This window comes from Polaromonas sp. (assembly GCF_036676035.1).
In the GTDB taxonomy this organism is placed as follows: domain Bacteria; phylum Pseudomonadota; class Gammaproteobacteria; order Burkholderiales; family Burkholderiaceae_C; genus Polaromonas.
The window spans coordinates 21704-46888 of sequence record NZ_JAKFDR010000038.1 but is presented as its reverse complement, the minus strand read 5'-3'; the positions used below and the strand labels follow the sequence as shown (position 1 = coordinate 46888).

At 63.1% G+C, this 25185-nt stretch carries 25 protein-coding genes; 4 read left to right on the top strand and 21 right to left on the bottom strand.

Going from position 1 to position 25185, the window contains the following annotated elements; translation table 11 throughout:
• Positions 1-20: 20 nt before the first annotated feature.
• The 9 genes from V6M61_RS06455 to V6M61_RS06415 all read right to left on the bottom strand — a co-directional run bounded on the left by V6M61_RS06455 (position 21) and on the right by V6M61_RS06415 (position 9203).
• Positions 21-1130 (bottom strand): aldose epimerase family protein, encoded by a 1110-nt coding sequence (locus V6M61_RS06455; RefSeq protein WP_332775746.1) that lies wholly within the window; start codon positions 1128-1130, stop codon positions 21-23.
• Positions 1131-1429: 299 nt separating this feature from the next.
• Positions 1430-2140, bottom strand: coding sequence for an ABC transporter ATP-binding protein (locus tag V6M61_RS06450; RefSeq protein WP_332775745.1), 711 nt, complete (start codon positions 2138-2140; stop codon positions 1430-1432).
• Positions 2133-2939 (bottom strand): ABC transporter ATP-binding protein, encoded by an 807-nt coding sequence (locus V6M61_RS06445; RefSeq protein ID WP_332775744.1) that lies wholly within the window; start codon positions 2937-2939, stop codon positions 2133-2135. The genes V6M61_RS06450 and V6M61_RS06445 overlap by 8 nt, the downstream gene beginning before the upstream one ends.
• The gene (locus V6M61_RS06440; protein WP_332775743.1) at positions 2936-3916 is read right to left on the bottom strand and encodes a branched-chain amino acid ABC transporter permease; all 981 of its coding nucleotides are present in this window, start codon (positions 3914-3916) and stop codon (positions 2936-2938) included. The genes V6M61_RS06445 and V6M61_RS06440 overlap by 4 nt, the downstream gene beginning before the upstream one ends.
• Entirely contained in the window at positions 3916-4788 is an 873-nt protein-coding gene (locus V6M61_RS06435) for a branched-chain amino acid ABC transporter permease (protein ID WP_332775742.1), read from the bottom strand. Before V6M61_RS06435 ends, V6M61_RS06440 begins: the two co-directional genes overlap by 1 nt.
• A gap of 139 nt (positions 4789-4927) precedes the next feature.
• Entirely contained in the window at positions 4928-6100 is a 1173-nt protein-coding gene (locus V6M61_RS06430; protein ID WP_332775741.1) for an ABC transporter substrate-binding protein, read from the bottom strand.
• A 98-nt stretch (positions 6101-6198) separates the two neighbouring features.
• Positions 6199-7188, bottom strand: coding sequence for a PDR/VanB family oxidoreductase (locus V6M61_RS06425; RefSeq protein WP_332775740.1), 990 nt, complete (start codon positions 7186-7188; stop codon positions 6199-6201).
• A gap of 19 nt (positions 7189-7207) precedes the next feature.
• Positions 7208-8005: a GntR family transcriptional regulator gene (locus tag V6M61_RS06420; protein ID WP_332775739.1), complete on the bottom strand. Its 798-nt coding sequence runs from the start codon at positions 8003-8005 to the stop codon at positions 7208-7210.
• A gap of 88 nt (positions 8006-8093) precedes the next feature.
• Entirely contained in the window at positions 8094-9203 is a 1110-nt protein-coding gene (locus V6M61_RS06415) for an aromatic ring-hydroxylating dioxygenase subunit alpha (RefSeq protein ID WP_332775738.1), read from the bottom strand.
• A gap of 143 nt (positions 9204-9346) precedes the next feature.
• Here V6M61_RS06415 and V6M61_RS06410 point away from each other — a divergent pair, with 143 nt between their 5' ends.
• Entirely contained in the window at positions 9347-10480 is a 1134-nt protein-coding gene (locus tag V6M61_RS06410; RefSeq protein WP_332775737.1) for a 5-methyltetrahydropteroyltriglutamate--homocysteine S-methyltransferase, read from the top strand.
• Positions 10481-10608: 128 nt separating this feature from the next.
• On the opposite strand, the gene V6M61_RS06405 is transcribed toward V6M61_RS06410, so the two are convergent.
• From V6M61_RS06405 to V6M61_RS06350, 12 genes are all read right to left on the bottom strand, one after another.
• Positions 10609-11049, bottom strand: coding sequence for a putative toxin-antitoxin system toxin component, PIN family (locus V6M61_RS06405; protein WP_332775736.1), 441 nt, complete (start codon positions 11047-11049; stop codon positions 10609-10611).
• Positions 11046-11396, bottom strand: coding sequence for an AbrB/MazE/SpoVT family DNA-binding domain-containing protein (locus V6M61_RS06400; protein ID WP_332775735.1), 351 nt, complete (start codon positions 11394-11396; stop codon positions 11046-11048). The genes V6M61_RS06405 and V6M61_RS06400 overlap by 4 nt, the downstream gene beginning before the upstream one ends.
• Before the next feature lie 105 nt (positions 11397-11501).
• A complete protein-coding gene (locus V6M61_RS06395; protein ID WP_332775734.1) occupies positions 11502-12470 on the bottom strand; it encodes a Bug family tripartite tricarboxylate transporter substrate binding protein in 969 nt (322 codons plus the stop codon).
• Between the two features lie 46 nt (positions 12471-12516).
• Entirely contained in the window at positions 12517-13404 is an 888-nt protein-coding gene (gene glxR, locus V6M61_RS06390; RefSeq protein ID WP_332775733.1) for a 2-hydroxy-3-oxopropionate reductase, read from the bottom strand.
• A gap of 32 nt (positions 13405-13436) precedes the next feature.
• Positions 13437-14219 (bottom strand): 2-dehydro-3-deoxyglucarate aldolase, encoded by a 783-nt coding sequence (gene garL, locus V6M61_RS06385; protein WP_332775732.1) that lies wholly within the window; start codon positions 14217-14219, stop codon positions 13437-13439.
• A gap of 33 nt (positions 14220-14252) precedes the next feature.
• Positions 14253-15812 carry a galactarate dehydratase gene (gene garD / locus V6M61_RS06380; RefSeq protein ID WP_332775731.1) on the bottom strand — a complete coding sequence of 520 codons (1560 nt, stop codon included), beginning with the start codon at positions 15810-15812 and terminating at the stop codon, positions 14253-14255.
• Between the two features lie 5 nt (positions 15813-15817).
• A complete protein-coding gene (locus tag V6M61_RS06375) occupies positions 15818-17086 on the bottom strand; it encodes a glucarate dehydratase family protein (RefSeq protein WP_332775730.1) in 1269 nt (422 codons plus the stop codon).
• An 11-nt stretch (positions 17087-17097) separates the two neighbouring features.
• The gene (locus tag V6M61_RS06370; RefSeq protein WP_332775729.1) at positions 17098-18381 is read right to left on the bottom strand and encodes a TRAP transporter large permease; all 1284 of its coding nucleotides are present in this window, start codon (positions 18379-18381) and stop codon (positions 17098-17100) included.
• Positions 18381-18908, bottom strand: a complete 528-nt coding sequence (locus V6M61_RS06365; RefSeq protein ID WP_332775728.1) for a TRAP transporter small permease — start codon at positions 18906-18908, stop codon at positions 18381-18383. Before V6M61_RS06365 ends, V6M61_RS06370 begins: the two co-directional genes overlap by 1 nt.
• 71 nt (positions 18909-18979) lie before the next feature.
• The gene (locus V6M61_RS06360; RefSeq protein ID WP_332775727.1) at positions 18980-19963 is read right to left on the bottom strand and encodes a TRAP transporter substrate-binding protein; all 984 of its coding nucleotides are present in this window, start codon (positions 19961-19963) and stop codon (positions 18980-18982) included.
• Positions 19964-19987: 24 nt separating this feature from the next.
• Entirely contained in the window at positions 19988-20899 is a 912-nt protein-coding gene (locus tag V6M61_RS06355; protein WP_332775726.1) for an SMP-30/gluconolactonase/LRE family protein, read from the bottom strand.
• Between the two features lie 5 nt (positions 20900-20904).
• A complete protein-coding gene (locus V6M61_RS06350; RefSeq protein ID WP_332775725.1) occupies positions 20905-21714 on the bottom strand; it encodes an NAD-dependent epimerase/dehydratase family protein in 810 nt (269 codons plus the stop codon).
• A 145-nt stretch (positions 21715-21859) separates the two neighbouring features.
• On the opposite strand from V6M61_RS06350, the gene V6M61_RS06345 reads away from it, so the two are divergent.
• The 3 genes from V6M61_RS06345 to V6M61_RS06335 all read left to right on the top strand — a co-directional run bounded on the left by V6M61_RS06345 (position 21860) and on the right by V6M61_RS06335 (position 25176).
• Entirely contained in the window at positions 21860-22693 is an 834-nt protein-coding gene (locus tag V6M61_RS06345) for a FadR/GntR family transcriptional regulator (protein WP_332775724.1), read from the top strand.
• A gap of 67 nt (positions 22694-22760) precedes the next feature.
• Positions 22761-24137 carry a glucarate dehydratase gene (gudD, locus tag V6M61_RS06340; protein WP_332775723.1) on the top strand — a complete coding sequence of 459 codons (1377 nt, stop codon included), beginning with the start codon at positions 22761-22763 and terminating at the stop codon, positions 24135-24137.
• A 64-nt stretch (positions 24138-24201) separates the two neighbouring features.
• On the top strand, positions 24202-25176 hold the full coding sequence (locus V6M61_RS06335) for a Bug family tripartite tricarboxylate transporter substrate binding protein (protein ID WP_332775722.1): 975 nt from the start codon (positions 24202-24204) through the stop codon (positions 25174-25176).
• The last annotated feature ends 9 nt before the right edge of the window (positions 25177-25185 follow it).

The following is a 25185-nucleotide window of genomic DNA, read 5'->3' as shown; positions in this document are numbered from 1 at the left end:
CCGCGACCTGGCGCGCGAAGCTACGGCACTGTGCTAAAGCGATAGAGCGTGCGCCCATGGCGACTCTGGCCCGGCTGGTGAACGGCCGATGGAAACTCCGGCCGCTTGGGCGCATTGGGATGGCCCTGCGGTTCAAAGCAAAGACCTTGCTGCTGAAAATAAGCCCGGCCGCTCTTGCCTTGACCACCGGGCAACCGCTCTTGCGGCAACAGGCCCGTGTAAAACTGCAGGGTCGGCTCCGTTGACCAGACCTCCATCACGCGCCCGCTCTCTGGCGCGCTGACGCGGGCGCACAGGGCCAACGCGCCGGCCGCAGAACGGTTCACCAGATAGCAGCTGTCATAACCGTCAACCCATTCCTTCGCGGACAAGCTAGCGGCTGCCCTGGGAGACAAGCCGCGTACCCGCGTGCTCAAAGTCGTAGCCTGGCGAAAATCAAAAGGCGTATCTGCCACGGGCAGGATGTCGCCCGTTGCGATGAGGTCTGCTGTCATCCCGAAGTAGCGGTCCGCACAAATCATCACCTCGTGCTCCAGCGCGCTGCCGCTGGCCTCGCCATTGAGGTTGAAAAAAGCATGGGTAGTGAAACTGGCGACGGTGGGTTGGTCCAGCGCCATGGCTTCGTAGTCAAGAGCCAGCTCATTCGCTTCAGTGACGCTGTATATCAGACGCAGCGCCAGTGCGCCGGGAAAGCCCTCTTCACCATCGGCAAACACATACGTCATTTCTACGCTGGATGCATTGCGCTGCAGGGCATCGAAGACGCGAAAGCGTGAACCCCTGAGCCCGCCGTGCAGGCAATGCGGGCCGTTGTTGACGCCCAGCAGGTATTCCTTGTCGCCCAGCGTGAAACGGGCATTTTCAATGCGCCCCGCGTAGCGCCCCACAAACGCCCCCATGGAGGGTGCGCCACCGAGCACGCCCTCCAGGCTGTCGTAGCCGAGCACCACGTCATCAAAACGACCATGCCGGTCTGGCACGACAACCTGTTCAATCCTGGCACCGTAATTGGTGATGCCCACCACCATGCCATGCGCATTGCGCAGCGTGTAGAGGCCCACCGGTTTGCCATCGACCTCTCCCTGAAACCGCACCGGATCCAGCAATTTGAAAGCAGGCGATGAGTTCATGGTTTCAGAGCTTAAAGGCTTCGGGTTCGGTCCGGAACTAATTGGAAATAATGGTCAGCAACTCTTCACGCCAATGTCGGGCTGCTTGAGTGCGGCAGGCTGAGCGGCCACCGGGCCGCTGAGGGCAAGAAGCAGTGCCTGCAGAGCGGCTATGCCGGGCGAACACATAAAGGTCTCCTGTTGCTGTTAGGCGGGCGGCGGGTCCAAGCTTGAATTACAAGCCATTTTGGCACACAGCCATTACAGAATATGCGCAACAAGCTATCAAAAACATAGCGAATTGCCAGGCTCTGAAAACCTTAGCGCGCCACTCCCAGAAGCTGCTCCAGCAACTGCGGCTGCGCGCGCAATTGCTGCGCCGTGCCGGCATGCACCACTGTACCGCGGTCCAGCACGACCGCGCTGTCGGAGATCGCCAGAATTGCCTGCGGATGCTGCTCGACGATGATGGCCGACAAGCCCTCCTCGCGCGTGATGCGGCGAATCGCCCGCAGCAGTTCTTCCACAATGATGGGGGCCAGGCCTTCGAGTGGCTCGTCGAGCAGCAGCAGGCGCGGGTTGAGCACCAGCGCGCGGCCCACCGCCAGCATTTGCTGCTCGCCGCCCGACAGCTGCGTGCCCAGGTTGATCTTGCGCTCGGCCAGACGCGGAAACATCTCATACACCCGCTCCGGCGTCCAGCGGCCCGGCCGCGCCACGGCGGTCAGGTTTTCATGCACCGTCAGCGACTTGAAGATGTTGCGCTCCTGCGGCACCCAGCCTATGCCCACGGCCGCACGCTCATGCGAGGCCAGCTTGTGCAAAGCCAGCCCGCCCAGCGTGATGCTGCCGCCGTGCTGGCGCGTGGCGCCGGCCAGCGTGTTGATCAACGTGGTCTTGCCGGTGCCATTGCGGCCCAGCAGCGCCAGCGTTTTGCCTTCGTCCAGCACCAGCGAAATGCTATTGAGCACAATCGCTTCGCCGTAGCCGGCGCTCAGTCCTTGTGCGTTGAGAAGTTCACGTTCACTCATGATGGGCCTCCTCGCCGTGGCCCAGGTACACCGCCTTGACTTCGGGATCGTCCGCAATCTGTTCCGGATCGCCTTCGGTGAGCACCGTGCCATTGACCAGCACCGTCATGCGCGTGGCAAAGCTGAACACCAGGTCCATGTCGTGTTCGATCAGCAGCACCGACACATCGGCCGGCAGGGCCGCGACGGTTTGCAGCAGTTCCTCGCGCTCGCCGGCCGGCACACCGGCGACGGGTTCGTCGAGCAGCAGCACGCGCGGCTCGCAGGCCAGCGCAATGGCAATTTCCAGCAGGCGGCGCTTGCCGTAGGCCAGCACGCGGGTCGGCTGGTTCATCACCTCTAGCAGGTGGAATTGCTCCAGCAGCTGCCCGCAACGCTCGGCCACCGCGTCGCTGCGGCCCAGCGACTGCCACCAGCGGGCACCGAGGCCGTGCTGCTGCGACACCGTCAGCGCCAGTGTTTGCAGCGGCGTCAGCGAGTCGAACAGCTGGTTGATCTGGAACGTGCGCACCATGCCACGCTGCACGCGCTGGTGCGGGGCCAGCTGGGTGATGTCGTTGCCAAGCAGCGTGATGCGCCCTTCGGTGGGTTGCAGCACGCCCGTCAGCAGGTTGATCAGCGTAGTCTTGCCGGCGCCATTGGGGCCGATGAGCGCATGGCGCGCGCCCTTTTGCAGGTTCAGCGTCACATTGTTGGTGGCCGTGATGCCGCCAAAGCGCATCACCAGGCCGCTGGCCGACAGCACGGTCTGGTCGGTCTGGTCGGTCTGGTCGGTTTGATCGGTGTTGCCGGTGCTCATGCCTTGCCCCTCCTGAACCAGGTCCAAGGCCGCAGCAGGCGCTCGCGCCCGACCAGCACCAGCACCACGAGGAACAGGCCAATCCAGAACGTCCAGTACTGCGGCGTGATGGCCGACAGGATGTCCTGCATCAGCTTGAACACCACCGCACCGGCAACACCGCCGTACAGCCAGCCGACACCGCCCACCACCAGCACCAGCATCACATCGGCCGAGCGGTGAAAGTCAAACACGTCCAGCGAAGCAAAGCCGGTGGTCTGCGCCAGCAGGCCGCCGGCCGCGCCGGCAACCCCGGCTGACACCGTGTAGATCACGGCCAGGCGCGCATGCACCGGAATGCCGATGGCCATCGCGCGCAGCCGGTTGTCGCGAATCGCCATCAGGGTGGCGCCAAACGGCGAATGCACCAGGCGCCGGGCGAGCAAAAAAAGAATCAGGCCGACACACAGCGAGTAATACGCGGCGGTACGGCCCGACAGGTCAAACTCGAAACGACCCAGCAGCGGCCCCATCAGCACGCCTTGCAGGCCGTCGGCCCCGCCGGTGAGCCAGTCAAGCTTGTTGGCCAGCTCCAGCAGGATCAGGCCCATGCCCAGGGTGACCATCAGGCGCGTCAGGTCGCTGCCGCGCATGATGGTCAGGCTGCAGGCCGCGCCCATCAGCGTGGACACCGCAATCGCCACCGCCAGCCCGACCAGCGGATCGGGCATGACCAGCTTGGCGAACAGCGCGGCCGCGTAAGCGCCCAGGCCAAAAAATGCCGCGTGCCCCAGCGACACAATGCCGGTGAAGCCCAGGATCAGGTCCAGCGACATGGCGAACAGCGCGACGATGGCGATTTCATTGATGATCAGCGCATGGCTGGACAGCAACAGCGGCGAGGCAAAAGCCAGCAGCCACAGCACCGGCTCCCAGGGTTTCCAGCGCGAGGCATTCAGCAGGGACTGCCGCACCGGCAAGAGTGGTTTGTTGTTCATCACTTCCCTCCCTTGCGCACGAACAGGCCTTGCGGGCGCCAGATCAGGATCGCAATCATCAGGCTGTAGACGATGAAGGCGCCGAGCTTGGGGATGTAGTACTTGCCGGCCACATCGGCAATGCCCAGCAGCAGCGCGGCCAGCAGCGGCCCGGTGATGGACGAGGTGCCGCCCACAGCGACCACGATCAAAAAGTAAATCATGAATTTCAGCGGAAAGGTCGGGTCCAGCCCCAGCACTTCAGCGCCCAGCGCGCCGCCCAGCCCGGCCAGGCCCGAACCGACCGCGAAGGTGGAGAGGAACACCACATTGACATTGATGCCCAGACCGGCGGCCACGCGCTGGTCATCCACAGACGCGCGCAGGCGGCTGCCGAAGCGCGTGCGCGCCAGCACATACTGCAGCGCCAGCGTGAGCGCCGCGCACACGGCCACGATGAAGAGCCGGTAGTGCCCCATGCCGAGAATCCACGAGCCGCTGCCGATTTCGGTGCGACCGCGCAGCCAGTCAGGCAGCTGGATGATCTGCTGGGTCGAGCCCATAAAGTAGTCCATGCTGGCCACCGCCATGAAGGTCAGGCCAATGGAAAACAGCACCTGGTCCAGGTGCGGCCTGGCGTACATCGGCCGGTACAGCGTGCGCTCCAGTACCCCGCCCAGCAGCGCCGCACCCGCAAAAGCCAAGGGCAGGCACAGCAAAAATGGCACACCCAGCCGCTGCATCAGCAGCACCGTGATGTAGCCGCCCACCATGGCAAATGCGCCGTGCGCCAGGTTGATGAAATTCATCAGGCCCATGGTGACGGCCAGGCCGACCGCGAGCACAAACAGCAGCATGCCGTAGGCGATGCCGTCAAAAAGAATGGTCAACATGTTTTGGCCGGATAGTCAGAAGCTGCTTGAAGGAGGCCATTCCAGGAACGCCGCGGAACCGGCTTTGCCGGGCCGCAGGCGTTGCCCCCTGCAAGGGGGAAACAGGCTACACGCAGTGAGCCTGGATGGGGGTGTGCCACTACTTCGCCTTGCCCGGGTCTTTCACGTCCTTGATGGTTTCGAATTCGACGTTGTAGAGCTGGCCGCCGACTTTCTCAACCTTGCGGATGTAGACGTTTTGCACAATGTCACGCGACTGCGCGTCCACAAAAATCGGGCCGCGCGGGCTCTCGAACACCTGGCCCTTCATGGCTGCGAGCAAGGCCTCGCCGCCGCCTGCCCCCTTGGTGGTCTTCAGGGCTTCGTAGATCACGCGCATGCCGTCATAGCCGCCGACGGCCATGAAGTTGGGGCGCAAGCCTTTGTTGACCTTGCCGAAGGCATCGACAAACTTCTGGTTCAGCGGTGACTTATGGGCCGCCGAATAATGGTGCGAAGTCACCACGCCGGTGGCAACATCGCCCATGTCGTTAAGGATGTCGTCATCGGTCACGTCGCCGGTGGCGATCAGCTTGATGCCGGCCTTGTCCAGGCCGCGTTCGGCAAACTGTTTCATCAGCGCCGAACCGGCACCCGAAGGGACAAAGGCAAACACGGCATCGGGCTTGGCGTCACGCACTTTCTGCAGGAAAGGCGCGAAGTCAGGGTTGCGCAGCGGCACGCGCACCGCATCCACCACAGCGCCGCCGTTGAAGGTGAAGCGATCCTTGAAGGTGCGCTCGGCGTCAATGCCGGGGCCATAGTCCGACACCAGGCTCACCACCTTCTTGATGCCGTTTTTGGGCGCCCAGTCGGCAATGCCGACGGTGACCTGCGGCAGCGTGAAGCTGGTGCGCACGATGTAGGGGGAAGCCTGCGTGATGCTGGAAGTGGCCGCGGCCATCACCACCATCGGCGTTTTGGACTGCGTGGCCAGCGGCGCGGTGGCGAGCGCCAATGGCGTCAGGCCGAAACCGGCCAGCACATTGACCTTGTCGTTGACGATCATTTCCTGCGCCAGACGCTTGGTGACGTCGGGTGTGCCGGTGTCGTCCTTGATGATTAGTTCGATCTTTTTGCCCGCCACGCTGTCGCCGTTCTGCGCCATATACAGCCGGGTCGCCGCTTCAATCTGCCGACCCGTGGAGGCGAAAGGCCCCGTCATCGGCAGGAGCAGGCCTATCCTGAACTTGTTGTCCTGCGCGAGCGCTTGCGCGCTGGCGAGCGCCACGGTGGCCATCACGGCGGCCTGGATAAAGGTTCTTTTGTTCATGGATGTCTCCTGGTAATTAATGCGAACTCAATCGAACGGGATCAAAACGGGATAAAGGCGGAATCGAAAACGGAATCGGAAGTGCAATGTTGAGGCCCTCAGACCTCGGGTCTATAGGAAGAATCCAGGGTCAGCGAACCAACCACCCGTGATACGCAGGCACAGATGCGCGTGTTCTGCTGCTTCTCGTGCTCGCTCAAAAACACGTCGCGGTGATCGAGCTCGCCGTCCAGCGCGAGGACATCCATCGCGCACAAGCCGCACTCGCCGCGGCGGCAATCAAAAATGCTTTGCACGCCGGCGCTCTCCAGTGCGTCCAGCAGCGTGGTGTCGGCCGGCACCATGATGTCGACCTGATGGCGCGGCACCTGCACCCTGAAGGCCTGGGCGGCAAAACGGCCGCTGCTGCCAAAGGTTTCAAAACGCAGGTCGGCCAGCGGACGGCCGGCCTCGGCCCAGCTTTTCCTGACAGCCTCCAGCATGGACACCGGGCCGCAGGTATACAGCTGCCCGCCCGCGGGCAAGGCGCCAATGGCGGCGGCCAGGTCCATGCTTTCGCCGCGCCCGCCCGCGAAGGTCTGCAGGGCGTCGCCCAGCGCTGCGCGTAGCAACGGCAAAAACGCCAGCTCTTCCTGCGTGCGCGCGCCGTAGAGCATGCGCAGCGTGGCACCCGACTTCCGGCACTGCGCCTGGAGCTGCTGGGCCATCATCACCAGCGGGGTGATGCCAATGCCGCCGGCCACCAGCAGGTAGTGCGGCGCCGACAGGTCCAGCGGAAAATGGTTTTGCGGATCGCTGATCTGCAGCCGGTCACCCACGGCCAGCCGCCACATGGCCAGTGAGCCACCCCGGCCATCGTCCATGCGCTTGACGGCAATGCGAAAGCTCTGCCCATCGGGCAGGCCCACCAGCGAATAGGAACGGATCTGCACCTTGCCGTTGACCAGCACCTGCAGTTGCAAATGGGAGCCGGCCTGCCACTGCGCAGCGGCACCCTCTGCCGGACGGATCTCGAACTCACGCACGGTCGGGGTCGCGTCGCGCGTGGCGACAACAATGGCGTCCTGCCAGGTCTGGGTACTTCTCATGGTCAATGGTGAGGTGTGTTTAGCCGCGCCGGCGGATCAGCTTCATGGCTTTCATCGATTCAGGCATCTGCGCTCCACCCTGGCCGGACAGCGCCTGGCGCAGGTTGCGCTGGGCCAGGCGGGAGTGCTCGCGCATCAGGGCTTCGGCGCGTGTGCCCTCGCCGCGCTCAATGGCATCGAGCACCTGCCAGTGCTGGTCCTGCGCCACCACCAGCATGTCGCGCGCCTGCGGCGAGTTGGCCTGCACCACGACAAACGCCGAAGCCGACGCAAACGGCAGGCTGACCACGCGCTCCAACTGTTTGACGGTGACCGGACTGTCGGCCATCTCATAGAGCAGCGCATGAAAACGCTCGTTCAAATCCACATAGGCAGAGAAAGCCTCGTCGCTCAGGGCGGGCTGGGCCAGCACCGCGTCCACCTGCTTGAGGCAGTCTTTGGCCTCGCCCATCACCACCGCCGGCGCGCCGCGCTCGGCCGCCAGCCGCACCAGCAAACCCTCCAGCGTGCCGCGCAGTTCAATGGCGTCGGCAATGTCGCGCTCGGAAAAGGTCCGGACGGCATAACCGCCGTTGGGCAAGGCTTCGAGCAGGCCCTCCTGCTCCAGCCGCATCAGTGCCGCGCGTATCGGCGTGCGCGACACGCCGAGGCGCTCGACAATCGCCAGTTCGGCAATGCGGGTGCCGCCGGCGAGTTCGCCCGAGAGGATCAGCTCGCGCAGCTTCAGTAGCGCACGGACCTGCGCGCTTTCAGAACCAATTTGGCCTTCAGCCCTTTCAGAGACTGTACTTTTCGCTATATTTTTTATAGCACTCATAGGCTGTCATGCCGGACTTGACCCGGCATCCTGGATGTTAGGCCTGCGCGACATGGATTGCGGGTCAAGCCCGCAATGACGGAAATTTTCATGCCACGCTCCTGATGGGGATGACCGACGACGGTCTGTTCTCTTTCGCCACCATCTTGTCGATCAGCCTGCGGGCCCACATCGAGCCGGCGTCGATGTTGAGGTTGTAGAACTGGTGGTCCGGGTGTTCGTCCATGGCGATCTGCTGTGCTTCCAGTACATGCTCGTCTTCGCGGAAGATGCTGGCCACGCCCTCGCGCAGCTGATGCGTGAGGCGCTGCTCGCCCAGACAGTAGTTGCGGGCGAAGGCCCAGAAGTAGTGGCAGGTGCCGTCGGTCTCGGGCGTGATGGTGTTGAGCACAAAGCCGTTGACGCCCCTGCTGCGGTTGCTCAAGCGCGCATCGCCTGCATTGCCGCCGGGCGGCACGGCGCCTGTGCCGGCCTGGGCCACGCCCACATCAATCGTCACGGTGCAGGGCGCTTCAAACCGAATGATCTGCCAGCGGTCCACCAGGCCCTGGTAACCCAGGGAGTGGTTGATCTGCCCGGCCCAGAAAGGCGGCGCATCAATGTTTTCCATCCAGCGTGTGATGGTCGCAGTGCGATCGCCATGCGTGGCCACGAACGGGGCCTCCGCCACCGCACGCTGACCAATGCTGGAGCCGTGCACAAAGGTCTCGTGCGTGAGGTCCATCAGGTTGTCCACCACCAGGCGGTAGTCGCACTTCACCTTGATCATTTTTCCGTCACCCGCCCACTCGGCATCGTCGTTCCAGTGCAGATCGGGCACCAGCGCCGGGTCGGCCTTGGCCGGATCACCCGGCCAGACCCAGACAAAGCGGTGTTTTTCGAGCACCGGGTAAGCCCGCACACAGGCCGAAGGGTTCAGTGTTTCCTGGCTCGGCATGTGGGTGCAGCGCCCCTGGGCGCTGTAGACCAGGCCGTGGTAGCCGCAGGTGAGCTCATCGCCGTCGAGGCGGCCCATGGACAGCGGCAGCAGCCGGTGCCAGCAGGCGTCTTCCAGCGCGGCCACCGTGCCATCGGTCTTGCGGAACATCACCAGTTTTTGCTTGCAGATGGTGCGCGGCAACAACACACGCACGACTTCAACGTCATAGGCCGCGGCGTACCAGGCGTTGAGCGGAAAGGTGGGTTTTTCGGCTTTCATGGATACGCACTGTATACATAAAAGAAGAAAAATCAACAGAAAACAGCTGCTTCTAGGTGTTTTCACCAGTTTTTGTATTCATTAAAACAAATGATCAATGCCTTAATATGCAAGTTACTCACCGCCTCAACCAAGGACTCCGTATGAGCAACACCAGTAACACCGCCCCTCACCTGCCCGCGCGCTATGACCACGTGGGCAGTTTTTTGCGCCCGAAATACCTGCTTGAAGCCCGCGAACAGAAAGCCCAGGGCCAGATCACGCCCGAGCAATTGCGCCAGGTGGAAGACCGGGCCATCACCGAGATCGTGAAATTCCAGGAAGACGTGGGCCTGAAAAGCATCACCGACGGCGAGTTCCGCCGCACCTACTTTCACATTGACTTTCTGGAGCAGATCGGCGGCGTGAAGACCGACATCCCGGTGACCGTGATCCGGCCCGACGGTACCCAGGAGCTGGCTCCGCCGGTGATGCGCGTGATTGACAAGGTGCGCCACATCAAGGATATCCAGCTGGCCGACTTTCAGTACCTCAAGAGCCAGGTCTCGGCAGGCAACACACCCAAGGTGACCATTCCGTCACCAACCATGCTGCACTTTCGCGGCGGCCGGGCCGGCATCAGCAAGGAGCACTACCCCGAGCTGGAGCCGCAGTTCTACCAGGACGTGGCCAATGCCTACGGTGACGAGCTGCGCTCGCTGGCCGCTGCCGGCTGCACCTATGTGCAGATGGACGACACCAACCTGGCCTACCTGTGTGACGAAAAAATGCGCGAAGCCGCACGCCAGCGCGGCGACGACCCCAATGAGCTGCCGCACCGCTACGCCAAATTCATCAACCTCGTGGTCGCGCAAAAGCCGCCCGGCATGCTGCTGGCCATGCACCTGTGCCGCGGCAATTTCAAGAGCACGCACGCGGCATCGGGCAATTACGAGCCGGTGGCCGAAGCGCTGCTCAAAGAAATGAACCTGGACGCCTACTTCATGGAGTACGACGACGCGCGCAGCGGCGACTTCAAGCCGCTGCGTTACCTGCCCAAAGGCAAGACCGTGGTGCTCGGACTGGTCACCACCAAGTTTGGCTCACTGGAAGACAAGGACGACCTGAAACGCCGCATCGACGCAGCAGCCCGCTACGCGCCGCTGGAACAGTTGGCGCTGTCACCGCAATGCGGTTTCAGCAGCACCGTGCATGGCAACGACATTGCCGTTGAAGCGCAGCGCGCCAAGCTGCGCCTGGTGGTGGAAACAGCGCGGGAGGTTTGGGGTTCGGCCTGAGGTCGATCGCAGAGTAGCTCCAAAAAACTGCCGGGACTTGTCGGCAGCTTTTTATTGAAAAATCCGCCTGCAGCCATCGCCCTCATTACGCAATAAGCTATGTTTTCAATAGCAACTTCGGTTGTCCTTTACCCTGTCAGATAGGTGCGGGCAAACGTGTCCAGACTCACGATCGGGCAATTGAACGCCTGCTCAAACTCATCTGCCAGAGCCAGCAGGTCACGATCACCAGATACCAGCACCTGTGCGCGGCCTGCCACAGCCAAGTGCATGAATGGCAAATCCAGCAGGTCGCGGCACACTGGCACTGCCGGGGGTGGCGTAGGAATGCGTACCGTGCGGGTGTGTGGCAGGTAGTCGGCCAGCAACTCTTCCTGCTCTTGCGCAGACAAGCGAAACTTCGGATAGCCCAACACACGCACCAGTTCCAGCGCGGTGTCGGTGCTCGCCAGTGGCACAAAAGTGCCCTCCTGCCAGGCCAGGCGCAATCGTCCCGCCACGCCACCACCAAACACCAGCGCCGAGAGCACCACGTTGGTGTCTAGCACCACCCGCAAAGGAGCGGTCATGCTTTGGACGCTGGTTTTTTGGAAGCGGCCTTTTTGCGTGCAGCCGGTTTGGGCTTCGCAGACGCCGCCTTTGGGGGAGCGGCACCATAAGCCGCCGCAGACTCTGAGGCCAGGGCTGCCGATGCAGACGAAGACCGCGCCCACGCAACGGCATCTGCCACGTCGGCTTCACTTAACGCCAATTCAGCGAGCTTGGCACGCACCGCGTCGCCACGCTGTATGCGCACCGGCGTCAGGATGACTTGGCCGGCGCGGACTTCCACGTCAAAGTACTCCGTGGCACCCACGGCTTGTGTCACGCTTTTGGGGAGCGTGAGCTGGTTTTTGGAAGTGATTTTGGCAAGCATGGAAGCTCAGTCAAAGTAAGGAATCCTTACTTTAACTAAAAATCGCATTTCTGGCAAATCCCGGAGTTTTACACTGCGGACCCAAGCTTGCTTCATGCCCCTGCCTCAGTCCAGCTTGATCCCCGCCTGCGCCACCACCTCGGCCCAGCGCTTGCGCTCCTGCTTGAAAAACTGGTCCTGCTCGGCCGGGGCCATCGTCACCACTTCGGCGCCCTGCCCACTGAGCTTGGCGCGAATCTCCGGGCTGCGGATGATTTTGATCAGCTCGGTGTTCAGCCGCGCCACGATGCTCGCCGGTGTACCGCTGGCCACCAGCACCCCTTGCCAGGTGCCGGATTCAAAATTCGCAAGCCCCTGCTCCTGCAGCGTCGGCACATCGCCGATCAGCGGCATGCGGCTGCGTTTGGACACACCGAGGATCTTAAGCTTGCCGCTTTGCACAAACGGCAAGGTGGCCAGCATGCCGTTCATCAGCACCTGGGTTTGCCCGGCAATCGTGTCGCTGACGGCCTGGGCACCACCTTTGTAGGGGATGTACTGCCATTTGGCCTGGCTGGCCCGCTCCACCGCGACACCGGCCAGGTGCGGCGCGCTGCCCATGGCCGTGACGGCAAAGTTGAGCGGGGACTTCTGCGACAGGGCCACCAGCTCCTTGAGGTTGCCGGCCGGCACCGACGGGTGCACCACCAGCAGATGCGGCGAATAAGCCAGCATGGTGACGCCGCGCAGGTCTTTGCCCGGGTCAAACGCCAGCTTGGGGTAGACCGAGGGGCTGATGGCCAGCGCGCCGGTATCGCACAGCAGCAAGGTGTAGCCATCGGGCGCGGACTTGGCCACCGCATCGGCACCCAGGTTGCCGTTGGCCCCGGCCTTGTTGTCGACAATCACCGGCTGCTTGAGCGCTTCCGACAGCGACTGGCTGATGGCGCGGGCAATAATGTCCGAAGAGCCGCCCGGCGGGTAGGGCACGACGATGCGTATCGGTCGGGCCGGCCAGGCCTGGGCCTGGACGCCGGACGCGGCAAGACCCAGGGCTATCGATGAAGCGAGAGCTTGGCGACGATTCATTGACATGGCAGTTCCTTAAACAGGTTTGAATGAAGCACTGTGGCAGCGACGTTCAGGCCTTGGCCACTTCGTGCGCAGCCATCAGCTCGAGCGCGCGCACCAGCGCCGAGTGGTCCAGGTCCTGCATGCCGTTGGCGCTGCAGACCTGCATCAGCTGGGCGGCGCCGGCCGTCTGCGGCAGCGCCACACCCAGGGCGCGGGCCCCATCCAGCGCCAGGCTCAGATCCTTCTGGTGCAGGCCGATACGAAAACCCGGGTTGAAGGTGCGCTTGATCATGCGTTCGCCATGCACTTCCAGAATGCGGGACGCGGCAAAACCGCCCATCAGCGCCTGGCGTACCTTGGCAGGGTCTGCGCCGGCCTTGCTGGCAAACAGCAGGGCTTCGCCGACAGCCGCGATGTTGAGCGCCACGATGATCTGGTTGGCCACCTTGCAGGTCTGGCCGTCGCCATTGCCGCCGACCAGAGTGATGTTTTTCCCCATCAGCTCAAACAGCGGTTTCACGCGCTCGAACACCGCCTGCGGGCCGCCCACCATGATGGTCAGGCTGGCCGCTTTCGCACCGACTTCACCACCAGACACCGGGGCATCCAGGTAGTCACAGCCCAGCGCATTGATTTTCTGGGCGAACGCCTTGGTCTCCATGGGCGAAATCGAGCTCATGTCAACGACGATTTTTCCTTGGGACAAGCCCTCGGCCACGCCGTTCTTGCCGAACAGCACCGCCGCCACATCGGGTGTGTCAGGCAGCATCAGGAAAATGATGTCGGCCTGCTCGGCCACCTCGCGGGCCGAGGCGCAGGCTGTCGACTTGCCGCCCAGCAGATCGGCAGGCACGTTTCTGCGAGTGTTGAGAAACACCTCATGCCCCGCCTTGATCATATGCCCGGCCATGGGCGCACCCATGATGCCCAGGCCAATAAAGCCAAGCTTGCTCATTGAATTTCTCCAGTTATGTGATTGATGAATACTCAGGCGCGGTAGCGGTCATGCAAGGCCTGCAAGGCCGAACGGAATACACCCAGGTCGCTGCCGACGCCTACAAAAGTGGCGCCCATGTCCATGTAGCGGCGCGCATCAAGCTCGACCGGTGCCAGGATACCGGCGGGTTTGCCGCAGGCTTTGGCATCGGCAAACACGGCGGCAATGGCGGCCTGCACTTCAGGGTGGCCGGCATTGCCCAGATGGCCCAGGGCCGCCGCCAGGTCCGAGGGGCCCACAAACACGCAGTCAATACCGTCCAGCGCGGCAATTTCGCGTGCGGCGGCCACACCGGCACGGCTCTCGATTTGCACCATCACGCAGATATGCTCGTTGATCGACTTGAAGTAATCGGGGACCGTGCCATAACGGTTGCTGCGCTGGGCCACTGACACGCCTCGAATGCCTTGCGGCGGGTACCGTGTTGCGGCGACAGCGCGTCGTGCTTCTTCGGCGCTTTCGACAAAGGGAATGAGGAAGTTGTAGAAGCCGGCGTCCAGCAGGCGCTTGATTTCGATCTCGTTGTTGGACGAAGGGCGCACCACGGGCGCAGTGACGCTGTCCTTGAGCGCCATCAGCTGCGGAATGAAGGTGGCCACATCGTTCGGCGAATGCTCGCCGTCCAGCAGTACCCAGTCGAAGCCGACAACACCCAGCACCTCGGTGGTGATGGCGTTGGACAGCGACGACCAGCAGCCGATCAGTTTCTTGCCGGCCCGCAGGTCGCGCTTGAAGCTGTTGGGAAAGGATTGGTAAGGGGTCACTTGTGTCATGGGGATTTCTCTTATTGGAGCTTCAGTGGAGGTTCAGGTAATGGGGGCCGGGTTGAAAAGCACCAGGGCGTTGTGCAGTTTCCAGTGCTCGGCCCAGGTTTTCTTGCGGCCACTGGCGACTTCCAGCATGAGGTGAAAGAGCTCCCAGCCCACCTCCTCGATGCTGGCGTTGCCGTCGGCGATGCGGCCGGCGTTCACGTCCATCAGGTCGTGCCAGCGCCTGGCCAGGTCGCTGCGCGTTGCGACCTTGATCACCGGCACCTCCGCCAGGCCGTAAGGGGTGCCGCGGCCTGTGGTGAAGACATGCAGGTTGATGCCGGCGGCGAGCTGCAGGGTGCCGCAAATAAAATCACTGGCCGGTGTGGCGGCGTAGATAAGCCCTTTCTGTTTGACCTTTTCGCCCGGCGACAGCACGCCACTGATGGGGGCGCTGCCTGATTTCACGATCGATCCCATCGCCTTTTCCACGATGTTCGACAGGCCGCCTTGTTTGTTGCCCGGTGTCGTGTTGGCGCTGCGGTCCACACGGCCCTTTTGCAGGTAGGCGTCGTACCAGGCCATCTCGCGGATCATGGCTTCGGCGACTTCGGGGGTGCTTGCGCGCGAGGTCAGCTGGGCTATGCCGTCACGCACCTCAGTCGTTTCGGAGAACATTACCGTGGCACCGGCGCGCACCAGCAGGTCGGTCGCAAAGCCGACCGCAGGATTGGCGGTAACGCCAGAGAAGGCATCGCTGCCGCCGCACTGCACCCCGACAACCAGCTCGCTCGCGGGCACGGTTTCACGCCGGCGGGCATTGAGCCGCTCCAGGTGCGGCAAGGCAGTGGCCATGATGGAATCGATCATCGACATGAAGCCCACGTGGTCCTCCGACTGCAGGCAGACCACGTCGAGCGCGGCGTCGGCGGCGTTGCGCTCATCGGCAATCGCAATGCTGCCCGGGGGCAGCAGACGCTCGGGCTGGAGCTTTTCGCAGCCCAAACTGACCACCATCACCTCGCCACCAAAATTTGGATTTTGCGTGATGTTGCGCAAGGTGCGTATCGGAATGATGGCGTCGGGCGCATCGATGGCAACGCCGCAGCCGTAGCTGTGTTCGAGCCCGACCACGTCGTCCACGTTCGGGAAACGCGGCAGCAGTTCGTCCTTGATGCGCTTGACGGCGAACTCCACCACGCCCGCCACGCACTGCACTGTTGTCGTGATGGCGAGAATGTTGCGGCTGCCGACCGAGCCGTCAGGATTGCGGTAACCCTCGAAGGTGTAGCCCTCCAGCGGTGGCGGCACCGGGGGCCGCACAGTCGCCATGGGCAAATTGTCGAGCTCGCGTGCCGACGGCATCTCCAGAAGCCGCTCATGCACCCAGCTGCCGGCCGGGATGTCCTTGAGCGCATGGCCGATCACCACGTTGTAGCGCAGCACCGCACTGCCCTTGGGCAGATCAACCAGCGCGACCTTGTGCCCCTGGGGCACGTGCTCGCGCAGGCTCAGGCCATCGGCAAAAGTGGCGCCCGGTGCCAGCCCGCCATCGTTGGCAACGATGGCGACGTTGTCGCTGGTATGCATGCGGATATAGAGGGGATCTGGGCTCATGGTTTTCAGAATCTCGGCTTGACGGCGGTCCAGTCGGGGCGATAGCGCTGCATCTGGTTCACGTCATTGCGGGTGCGAATGCGGCAGCGCAGGAATGCTTCGTGCAGCTCGGCCAGCTTATCCTGGTCCAGCGTCACGCCCAGGCCCGGCTCGTCGGTGAGGTGCACGCAGCCGCCGGTGATGGGTACCTTGCCACCGGCCAGCACTTCGTCTTCCTGCCAGGGGTAGTGGGTGTCGCAGGCATAGCTCAGGTGGTGTACCGAGGCCGCCAGGTGCGTCATGGCCATGAGGCTGATGCCCAAGTGCGAGTTGGAATGCATGGACAGGCCCAAACCAAAAGTGCTGCAGGTGCGCGCCAGCGCCTGTGTGGCGCGCAGTCCGCCCCAGTAGTGGTGGTCCGACAGCACGATTTGCACCGAATTGAGCGCGACGCTGCGGCGCAGTTCATCCCAGGACGTGACAACCATGTTGGTGGCCAGCAACAGGCCCGTGGCCTTGTGCAACTCGGCCATGCCTTCCAGTCCGGGCGTGGGATCTTCATAGTACTGCAGGTCGCCCGCCAGCTCGGCGGCCACACGGATGCTGGTGGGCAGCGACCAGTTGCCGTTGGGGTCGATGCGCAGGTGGTGGCCCGGAAAGGCTGCCTTCAGCGCCTTGATGGTGGCCACCTCGGCATCGGGCTCCAGCACGCCGGCCTTGAGCTTGATGCTCTCAAAGCCGTACTGACCGATCATGCGCTGCGCCTGCGCCACAATCTGCTGCGGGTTGAGCGCCTCACCCCAAGGGTCGGGCGCGTACTCCGGGTCCACCTCGGCCGCGAATTTGTAGAACAGGTAGGCCGAGTACGGCACGGAATTGCGCACGGCCCCGCCCAGCAACTCCACGAGAGGAATGCCCAGGCTGCGCGCCTGCAGGTCAAGAAAGGCGACCTCGAAAGCAGAAAATGCGCTGTTGACCAGGTTGCTGGCCAGCGAACCGGGCGCGAGTTCCATCTCCACGGCGGCGCCCGCTTGCGCTGCCGGCGCCTGGGCCATCACACGCGCCCATAAACCGTTGAGATCGAAAGGGCTCATGTCCACCAGGCTCGCTTGTGTTTTCTGCAAAAGCGTCAAAACAGCGGCGTCGCCATAGGTCTCACCCAAGCCAACCTGGCCATCCGCCCCCTCCACCTCGATGATGGAACGCAGGCCGAAGGGCTCGTGCACACCCAGCGCATTGAGCAGTGGCGGATCCTTGATGGCGATGGGCGTGACCCGAACGGCTACGATTTTCATGGCGCGGCGGCTCACTTCAGCAGGAGGCTGGGCAACCACAGCGACAACGCGGGAACATAGGTCACCGCCGCCAAGACCAGCAGCAATGCGCCAAAGAAGGGGTACAGGGCCCTGACCACCCGCTCGATCGGCAACTTGGCTACCGCCGCGCCGACGAACAACACGCCGCCCACCGGTGGCGTGATGAGGCCCATGCCCAGGTTGACCATCATGATCATGCCGAAATGCACCGGGTCCACGCCGATGGTCGTGACGATCGGCAGCAGGATGGGCGTCATGATCAGGATCAGCGGCGCCATGTCCATGAGCGTGCCCAGTATCAGCAGCAGGATGTTGATCATCATCAGCACCACGTACTTGTTGCTCGAGATGCTGGTGAACATGCCGGTGATCTGCTGCGGGATCTGCATCAGCGTCATGATGTAGCCGAAGCTGGCAGCAAAGCCGATCAGGATCATCACGATCGCCAGCGTCTTGACCGTGCGGTGAACCAGCTTGGGCAGATCGCGCCACTTGTAGTCACGGTAAATGCACATGGTGACGAAGAAGGCCCAGAGCACCGCGATGGCGGCGGACTCGGTGGCGGTGAAGATACCGGACAGGATTCCGCCCAGGATGATGACCATGGTCATCAGGCCCCACAGCGCGTCCCCACAGATGCGCAACGCTTCGCGCATCGGAATGACCCTGCCTTTGGGAAAGTCGCGCTTTTTCGCGATGAACAGGCACAGGATGGCCAGCGTCAATCCTAGCAGCAGGCCGGGCAGCACGCCCGCCAGGAACAGCGCCGCGATGGACACCGAGCCGCCGGCCGCCAGCGAATAGATCACCGCGTTGTGGCTGGGCGGGATGAGGATGGCCTGCACCGAACCGCTGACGGTCACGGCCGTGGCGAAATCGCGCGGGTAGCCCTTTTTCGCCATCTCGGGAATCAGCACCGAACCGATGGACGCGGTGTCAGCCATCGACGAACCGGAGATCGCCCCGAAAAAGGTGGACGCCAGGATATTGACCAGCGACAGGCCGCCACGCACAAAGCCCACCAGCACGCTGGCAAAGGCCACCAGCCGGCGCGACATGCCGCCTTCGGCCATGATGGCCCCGGCCAGCACAAAGAACGGAATGGCCAGCAGTGAGAACTTGTTCACACCGCTGGCAATGGAAATCATGATGGCGTCGAACGGAATGTCGATCCACCAGGCGCCGATCAGGGCCGACAGGCCGAGCGCGTAGGCCACGGGCATGCCGATGACCATCAGGGCGAGAAAGGACCCGAGCAGAATGAATGCATCCATCAGAGTGCCTCCCCTTCTATTTTTTCATGGTCGAACGTGACCACTTCGCGCCCGCCCTGGTGGCCGAACACCATGCGCTCCAACACGAAAATGAGCGTGATGGCACCGCCCAGCGGCACCGGCAGGTAAGTCGCGCCCACCGGCATCCAGGGAATCTCGCCAATGTTCTGGCCCCAGGTTTCCATGCACAGTTTGGTGCCGTACCCGGCCATGAACAGGGCCACGACCAGCATCAGAAGGTCAATCAGCACCAGCAGCAGGCCGCGCACGCTGGCGGGCAGCCGATCGGTCACCATGGCCACGGCAATGTGGGCGTTGGCCCGGTAGGCCGCCGCCGCGCCAAAGAAGGTGAACACCACCATCAGCAAGATGGAAATGGGCTCGGGCCACTGCGAGCCCGTGCCCAGCACATAGCGGGTGAAGATGCCCCAGGGGATGATGAGGGACATCACGAAGATCGAGATGCCGGAGATCCAGATGCACGCAAGGTACAGCCGGTCGTTGAAATGCAGGGTGTGGTGTTTCATGGGAGTTCCGCAACAGGCGAAGGCCGGGAACACCGCCGTTGGCGATGCTCCCGCGAGGGGCGGCGACCGCGTTACTTGGTCGCGTCGATGCGTTTCATCAGGTCGGCAAACTTCGTGCCGTACTTGGCGCGCACAGGGGCTGTCGCGTCATAGAACAGCTTCTGGTCGACCGGCACAAACTCGACGCCGGCAGCCTTGAGCTTGGCCGAGTACTCCTCCACGCTCTTGTCCCACAACGCGCGCTGGTCCAGTTGCGCCTCGCGACCGAACTTCTTGACCAGGGCCTGGTCGGCGGGCGTGAGCTTGTCCCAGGTGACCTTGGACATCACCAGGATTTCCGGGATGATCAGGTGGTTGGTCTGCGCGTAATACTTGGTTCCAGTGGTGTAGTGGTTGGAGGTGAACATGCTCGGCGGGTTGTTTTCCGCGCCGTCGATCACGCCTGTTTGCAGCGCACTGAACACTTCGCCGTAGGCCATGGAGATGCCGTTGCCGCCCATGGCATTCATGGTGTCCACGAACAGCGGGTTGCCCATCATGCGAACCTTCACGCCCTTGAGATCGGCAGGGGTCTTGACCAGCTTCTTGGTGTACAGGCTGCGCGCGCCGCCGTCCATCCAGCCCAGTGCGACCAGGCGGGCCGGACTGGCGCTGACCTTGGCCAGCAGTTCGTCGCCAATCGGGCCATCGATCACCTTGCGCATGTGAGCGATGTCGCGGAATACGAAGGGCATGTTGAACACGTCCACGTCAGGTGCGACCGGGCCGACCACACCCAGCGAGATACGGGCGATCTGGATGGCGCCGATCTGGGTCTGCTCGACCACTTCCTTTTCCTGCCCCAGCACCGCGCCGGGGAACATTTGCATCTTGATGCGGCCATTGGTGGCGGCTTCAAGCTTCTTGCCCATGTTCTCGACGGCCACCACGGTGGGATAACCCGCCGGGTGTGTATCAGTAGCCTTGAGCATGATGTTCTGTGCGGCGGCGGTGAACGATGCGGAGAATGCGACAGCTGCAACAGCGGCGGCGACAAAGTTTCTGCGGAAGGTCATGGTTGTCTCCATTGATTGACTTGGTTAAAAACTACTGACAGAAAAGAAGGAAAATTGCGGCTCAGGCAGTCCGCGCACGCCGGGGCGCAGCGCAAACAGACCGCCGGCCAGCGGCTGGTCAGATAGATCGACTCCGTCGGGGCGAATCGATGTCACGAACAGGGTGTCCAGCCCGGCGCCGCCAAAGGCGCACATGGCGGGTTTTTTAACGGGCACGGCGAGCGAGCGGTCCAGCCTGCCTTCGGGCGTGAAGCGGTGAACCAGTCCGGCGTCGTTGCCGCAAATCCAGTAACAGCCGTCCTCATCCACCGCAGCGCCATCCGGGCGTCCCGGCAGCGGGTTCATGTCGACAAAGACGCGGCGGTTTGCCGGCGTGCCGGTTTCAGTGTCGTAGTCAAAAGCCCAAACCGTCTGCACCGAAGGATGGGAGTCCGACAAATACATGGTGCGCCCGTCCGGGCTGAAAGCCAGGCCATTGGGTGTGATGAAACCGCTCAGGAGGTTTTTCAATCCGCTATCTTTTTCATAGCTGTACACGCAGCCAGTACGGGCGCCAAGGGCCATATTGAGCACCATGGTGCCGGCCAGGAAACGCCCTTGCCGGTCGCAGCGGCCATCGTTGAAGCGCATGCCCATCTGTGCATGCCGCACCCCGGCCAGCGGCTTGGCATCGAGATGACCGTCTTCATGCGGCTGCAATTCGAACACACCGGTTTCCATGCCCGCCACCCAGCCCGCCTCCGGGCCGCGCGAGGCGATGCAGGCCAGCATTTCAGGTGCCAGCCAGTGACGGGTAGCGCCCGTGGCGGCCTGCCAGCGGCACAGCTTGCGCGCTGGAATGTCTACCCAGTAGAGCGCCTGTTCGCCCACGTGCCAGACCGGACTCTCGCCAGTGGCATTGCGCGCATCCAGAACCAGTTCGGCCTGCGTGGACATGGCCATCAGCCGGCGAAAGGACCGGCTTTGACAAAGCCGCCGCCCTGAAACAGCGCCGCGGGGTCACTCAAATCAGGCGCAGGCGTGCGGGCATAGACGGCCTCGCGGAAGATGTCCGAGCTGTCCTTCGGCACATAGCCGATATGGCGGGCCCGGCTGTTGTCCCACCAGGTCACTGCATTGTTGGACATGCCGAAGATGATGCTGTGACCCAGCACCGGCGTGGTCAGGCAGGCCGTGATCAGGCGGTGCAAATCATCAAAGCTCAGCCAGGTGGCCAGCATGCGCCGGTCTTTGGGCTCGGCAAATGACGAGCCGATGCGCACACAAGCCGTCTCGATGCCGTAGCGGTCAAAATAAAGGCGCGCCAAATCCTCACCAAAGGCCTTGCTCAGGCCGTACAGGCCGTCCGGGCGCGCAGGGCGGTCAGCGGTAATGGTTTCGTCCTGGCGGTAAAAGCCGGTCACATGGTTGGAGCTGGCAAACACCACGCGCTTGACGCCGTGCTTGCGCGCCGCTTCGTACAGGTTGTAGGCGCCCAGAATATTGGCCTGCAAAATCGGACCAAACGAGCCTTCGACCGACATGCCGCCCAGGTGCACGATGGCATCGACGCCCTTGACCATGGCATCCACGGCGGCGGCGTCGGCCAGATCGGCAAGCACCACTTCCTCGCCGGCAGCGGCAGCGCCAAACGCCTGCCGGTCCGACAGGCGCAGCACCGAGCAGTTGGACTTGAGGCGCTCGCGCAGGGCCTTGCCCAAACCACCGGCAGCCCCCGTCAACAGCAGCTTTTCATGAACTTTGATCGTCATCTTTGTCTTTTTGCCCTGCCGCTTTCGCAGACACTGGACTTTTTTTTCAAGTTTGTTAAAGTCAACCCAACCAACACATCAGTCATAGGTTGTCTGATGACTTGGAATTTTCCAATCCCACCTATTACTTGTCAACGCTTTTTTAATGGACTCAAGGAAAACCCCTAGTCACGCCGAAACCGCCCTGGCGCCGCCCGCGCCAGACGAATTGCCGCGTGTCCGCCGCCCCCGCGGCCTGGTGACGGAGATTGTTGAAAGCCTGACCAGCAGCATCCGCGAAGGCCAGCTTCAACCGGGCGCCAAACTGCCCACCGAAGCAGAAATCATGGCCCGCTTCGATGTCAGCCGCACCGTGGTCCGCGAGTCCCTGTCCCGCCTTCAGGCATCCGGGCTGGTGGAGACGCGGCATGGCATCGGCACCTTTGTGCTGCCGCCGCAGGAGCCCGGCAACTTCAAAATCAGCGCCGAAGACTTTGCAACCGTTGCCGACGTGATTTCAGTGCTGGAGCTGCGCATCAGCCTGGAAACCGAGGCCGCCGGACTGGCCGCCCAGAGGCGGACCCCGGACAACCTGCGGGCCATGGAGAGCGCCCTGCGCGCCTTCCAGGACTCCATTCACCACGACTCCGATGCCGTGCCGCCCGACTTCCAGTTCCACATGGAGGTGGCCCGCTCCACCGGCAACCGGCATTTCGCCGACCTGATGACCTACCTGGGCACCATGATCATTCCACGCACCCGCGTGAACACCGCACTCAGCGCGCCGGAGGGCCGGCTCGGCTATTTGCAGCGCGTCCACAGCGAGCACGAAAGCATTTACAACGCCATCCGCGACCAGGACGCCGATGCTGCCCGCGCCGCGATGCGCACCCACCTGTCCAACAGCCGGGAGCGGCTGCGCAGGGGCCAGAATGCGCACACCATCCAGCCGGCCAGCCCCCAGATCGATGCGACTGACCCGGCAAGCACTATTGCATAAGCCGCGATCTAGTTGTACGATGACCGATAATTAAATTATCAACCGTGATCGTCCACAGATTCGCCTTATGCCTGACATCAGCGCCCCAATACCCGCAGCAGCCCAAACACCCGCTTTCTCCCAGACTCCCCGCATCACCCGGGTCCAGGTGATTCCGGTCGCCGGGCAAGACAGCATGCTGCTCAACCTGAGCGGCGCCCATGCGCCCTTCTTCACCCGCAACCTGCTCATCCTCACCGACAGCGCCGGGCGCACCGGCGTCGGTGAAGTCCCCGGCGGCGAGAAAATCCGCAAAACACTGGAAGACGCCCGCCCCCTGATCGAAGGGCAGCCGATCGGCGCCTGGAACCAGATCCTCAACACACTGCGCATGCGCTTTGCCGAGCGCGACAGCGGCGGCCGCGGCAACCAGACCTTTGACCTGCGCGTCACCATTCACGCGGTCACCGCCGTTGAAAGCGCCCTGCTGGACCTGCTGGGGCAGTTTCTGGACGTGCCCGTGGCGGCCCTGCTCGGCGAAGGCCAGCAGCGCGACTCGGTGGCCATGCTGGGCTACCTCTTCTACATTGCCGACCGCCGACAGACAGGCCTGCCCTACGCCAGCGAGCCGGATGCCAGCGACGACTGGCTGCGTCTGCGCCATGAGCCCGCCATGGATGCGCAAGGCATCGTGCGGCTGGCGGAAGCGGCCTATGCGCGCTATGGCTTCAAGGACTTCAAGCTCAAGGGCGGCGTCTTGCGCGGCGACGAAGAAATGCAAGCCATCGTGGCCTTGTCGGAGCGCTTTCCCGACGCCCGCATCACACTGGACCCCAACGGCGGCTGGCTGCTGCAGGACGCCGTGCGGCTTTGCCGCGACCGCCACAAGGAGCTGGCATATGCCGAAGACCCCTGCGGGGCCGAAGGCGTTTTTTCGGGCCGCGAGGTGATGGCGGAATTTCGCCGTGCCACCGGCCTCATGACGGCCACCAACATGGTGGCCACCGACTGGCGCGAAATGGCGCACAGCATCCAGCTGCAATCGGTCGACATTCCGCTGGCCGACCCGCATTTCTGGACCCTGCAGGGCTCGGTGCGCGTGGCGCAGATGTGCCAGACCTGGGGCCTGACCTGGGGCTCGCACTCCAACAATCATTTTGATGTCTCGCTGGCCATGTTCACCCATGTGGCCGCGGCCGCGCCAGGCAAGGTCACGGCCATTGACACACACTGGATCTGGCAGGACGGCCAGCGCCTGACCAAGGAGCCGCTGCGCATCGTGGACGGCAGCGTGGCCGTCCCGACAAAGCCGGGGCTCGGTGTGAAACTGGACATGGCCGAGGTCGGCAAGGCCCACCAGCTCTACCTGCAGCATGGCCTGGGCGCACGCGACGATGCGATCGCCATGCAGTACCTGATTCCGAACTGGAAGTTCAACAACAAGATGCCCTGCATGGTCCGGTAAAACCCGATCCCGATTCCGCTCCCGGTTCCGTGCATTTTCAGTAGTTACAACAAGGAGACAAACCATGCATCGCCGTACCCTGATCCAGTCAGCCCTGAGCCTGACGGCCGCCGCCACCCTGCCCGCCTGGGCGCAGGACAAGTGGCCCGCCAAGCCCATCACCTACATCGTGCCCTTTCCGGCCGGCGGGACCACAGACACCCTCGGGCGCCTGATCGGGCAAAAACTGGGGCCTGCGCTGGGCACCACCATCGTGATCGACAACAAGGGCGGCGCCGGCGGCAGCGTCGGCTCCGAAGTGGCTGCCCGCGCCCCGGCCGATGGCTACACCGTACTGGGCGGCACCATCAGTTCGCACGCCATCAACGTGAGCCTGTACCCCAAGCTGGGTTATGACCCCATCAAATCCTTCGCGCCCGTGGCACTGATCGGCTCGAACCCGGTGGTGCTGGTGGTGGGCCAGAACAGTCCCTACAAAACGCTGCAGGACGTGCTCAATGCCGCCAAGGCCAAACCCAGGACGGTGTCCTCGGCCTCGGCGGGCAGCGGCACCTCGCAGCATCTGGCACTCGAGTTGCTGGGCTTCAAGTCCGGCACCCAGTTCATCCACGTGCCCTACAAAGGCAGCGGCCCGGCAATTCAGGATGTCATTGGCGGCCAGGTGGACATGATGTTTGACACCACCGTGGTCGCCGGGCCCCACATCCAGAGCGGCAAGGTGCGCGCGCTGGCCGTCACGTCCGCCAAACGGCTGGAGTCGCTGCCCAACGTTCCGACCGTCGCCGAATCCGGCGTAGCCGGTTTCGAGGTGGTGTCGTGGCAGGGTATTTTTGTGCCTGCCGGCACGCCCAAGCCCATCGTGACCCAGCTGCACACCGAAATCCTGAAAATCCTGCAGCAGCCGGAAATGCAGGACCGCCTCAAGGGCTTGGGCATGCAGCCGTCCAGCATGAGCCCCGAGCAGGTGGCCGCCTTCCAGAGAGCGGAAGTCGACAAGTGGGCGCAGGTCATCAAGGCGGCCGGCATCAAGCTCGAATAAAGACGAAGC

Coding starts and splice junctions, on each gene's coding strand:
- V6M61_RS06455 (WP_332775746.1), bottom strand. CDS start 1,130: ATGAACTCATCGCCTGCTTTCAAATTGCTGGATCCGGTGCGGTTTCAG.
- V6M61_RS06450 (WP_332775745.1), bottom strand. CDS start 2,140: ATGAGTGAACGTGAACTTCTCAACGCACAAGGACTGAGCGCCGGCTAC.
- V6M61_RS06445 (WP_332775744.1), bottom strand. CDS start 2,939: ATGAGCACCGGCAACACCGATCAAACCGACCAGACCGACCAGACCGAC.
- V6M61_RS06440 (WP_332775743.1), bottom strand. CDS start 3,916: ATGAACAACAAACCACTCTTGCCGGTGCGGCAGTCCCTGCTGAATGCC.
- V6M61_RS06435 (WP_332775742.1), bottom strand. CDS start 4,788: ATGTTGACCATTCTTTTTGACGGCATCGCCTACGGCATGCTGCTGTTT.
- V6M61_RS06430 (WP_332775741.1), bottom strand. CDS start 6,100: ATGAACAAAAGAACCTTTATCCAGGCCGCCGTGATGGCCACCGTGGCG.
- V6M61_RS06425 (WP_332775740.1), bottom strand. CDS start 7,188: ATGAGAAGTACCCAGACCTGGCAGGACGCCATTGTTGTCGCCACGCGC.
- V6M61_RS06420 (WP_332775739.1), bottom strand. CDS start 8,005: ATGAGTGCTATAAAAAATATAGCGAAAAGTACAGTCTCTGAAAGGGCT.
- V6M61_RS06415 (WP_332775738.1), bottom strand. CDS start 9,203: ATGAAAGCCGAAAAACCCACCTTTCCGCTCAACGCCTGGTACGCCGCG.
- V6M61_RS06410 (WP_332775737.1), top strand. CDS start 9,347: ATGAGCAACACCAGTAACACCGCCCCTCACCTGCCCGCGCGCTATGAC.
- V6M61_RS06405 (WP_332775736.1), bottom strand. CDS start 11,049: ATGACCGCTCCTTTGCGGGTGGTGCTAGACACCAACGTGGTGCTCTCG.
- V6M61_RS06400 (WP_332775735.1), bottom strand. CDS start 11,396: ATGCTTGCCAAAATCACTTCCAAAAACCAGCTCACGCTCCCCAAAAGC.
- V6M61_RS06395 (WP_332775734.1), bottom strand. CDS start 12,470: ATGTCAATGAATCGTCGCCAAGCTCTCGCTTCATCGATAGCCCTGGGT.
- glxR (WP_332775733.1), bottom strand. CDS start 13,404: ATGAGCAAGCTTGGCTTTATTGGCCTGGGCATCATGGGTGCGCCCATG.
- garL (WP_332775732.1), bottom strand. CDS start 14,219: ATGACACAAGTGACCCCTTACCAATCCTTTCCCAACAGCTTCAAGCGC.
- garD (WP_332775731.1), bottom strand. CDS start 15,812: ATGAGCCCAGATCCCCTCTATATCCGCATGCATACCAGCGACAACGTC.
- V6M61_RS06375 (WP_332775730.1), bottom strand. CDS start 17,086: ATGAAAATCGTAGCCGTTCGGGTCACGCCCATCGCCATCAAGGATCCG.
- V6M61_RS06370 (WP_332775729.1), bottom strand. CDS start 18,381: ATGGATGCATTCATTCTGCTCGGGTCCTTTCTCGCCCTGATGGTCATC.
- V6M61_RS06365 (WP_332775728.1), bottom strand. CDS start 18,908: ATGAAACACCACACCCTGCATTTCAACGACCGGCTGTACCTTGCGTGC.
- V6M61_RS06360 (WP_332775727.1), bottom strand. CDS start 19,963: ATGACCTTCCGCAGAAACTTTGTCGCCGCCGCTGTTGCAGCTGTCGCA.
- V6M61_RS06355 (WP_332775726.1), bottom strand. CDS start 20,899: ATGTCCACGCAGGCCGAACTGGTTCTGGATGCGCGCAATGCCACTGGC.
- V6M61_RS06350 (WP_332775725.1), bottom strand. CDS start 21,714: ATGACGATCAAAGTTCATGAAAAGCTGCTGTTGACGGGGGCTGCCGGT.
- V6M61_RS06345 (WP_332775724.1), top strand. CDS start 21,860: ATGGACTCAAGGAAAACCCCTAGTCACGCCGAAACCGCCCTGGCGCCG.
- gudD (WP_332775723.1), top strand. CDS start 22,761: ATGCCTGACATCAGCGCCCCAATACCCGCAGCAGCCCAAACACCCGCT.
- V6M61_RS06335 (WP_332775722.1), top strand. CDS start 24,202: ATGCATCGCCGTACCCTGATCCAGTCAGCCCTGAGCCTGACGGCCGCC.